This is a genomic window from Flavobacterium sp. K77 (genome assembly GCF_021608205.1).
Lineage (GTDB): Bacteria > Bacteroidota > Bacteroidia > Flavobacteriales > Flavobacteriaceae > Flavobacterium > Flavobacterium turcicum.
This window is the reverse complement of the sequence record NZ_JAKIHO010000056.1, coordinates 1-360: the sequence shown is the minus strand read 5'-3', so window position 1 is coordinate 360 and position 360 is coordinate 1. Positions and strand designations below refer to the sequence as shown.

Sequence of the window (360 nt, the reverse complement as noted above, 5' to 3'; positions counted from 1 at the left end):
GATTAACTATACCCTTGCAACTTCTGCCACCCAGTTCTCTAACGTAGGTGCTTACCCAATCGTGGTGACTTTAGGTAGTAATCCTAACTATGACGTTACTGCTGTAAACGGAACTTTAACAGTTACGCCTAAAGCTATTGATGTAGTCGTTACTGCTGATGATAAAACAAAAGTTTACGGTGATCTTAACCCTGAACTAACAGCCGTGGTGACTGGTGCTGTAAACGGAGATACGATTAACTATACCCTTGCAACTTCTGCTACGCAGTTCTCTAACGTAGGTACTTACCCAATCGTGGTGACTTTAGGAACTAATCCTAACTATGACGTTACTGCTGTAAACGGAACTTTAACAGTTAC

At 41.7% G+C, this 360-nt stretch carries 1 protein-coding gene; it reads left to right on the top strand.

All coding sequences use genetic code 11. The annotated features are described in order from the left end of the window. The coding region (locus L1S34_RS14875) for an MBG domain-containing protein (protein WP_236364889.1) at window positions 1-360 on the top strand (360 nt) is incomplete at both ends.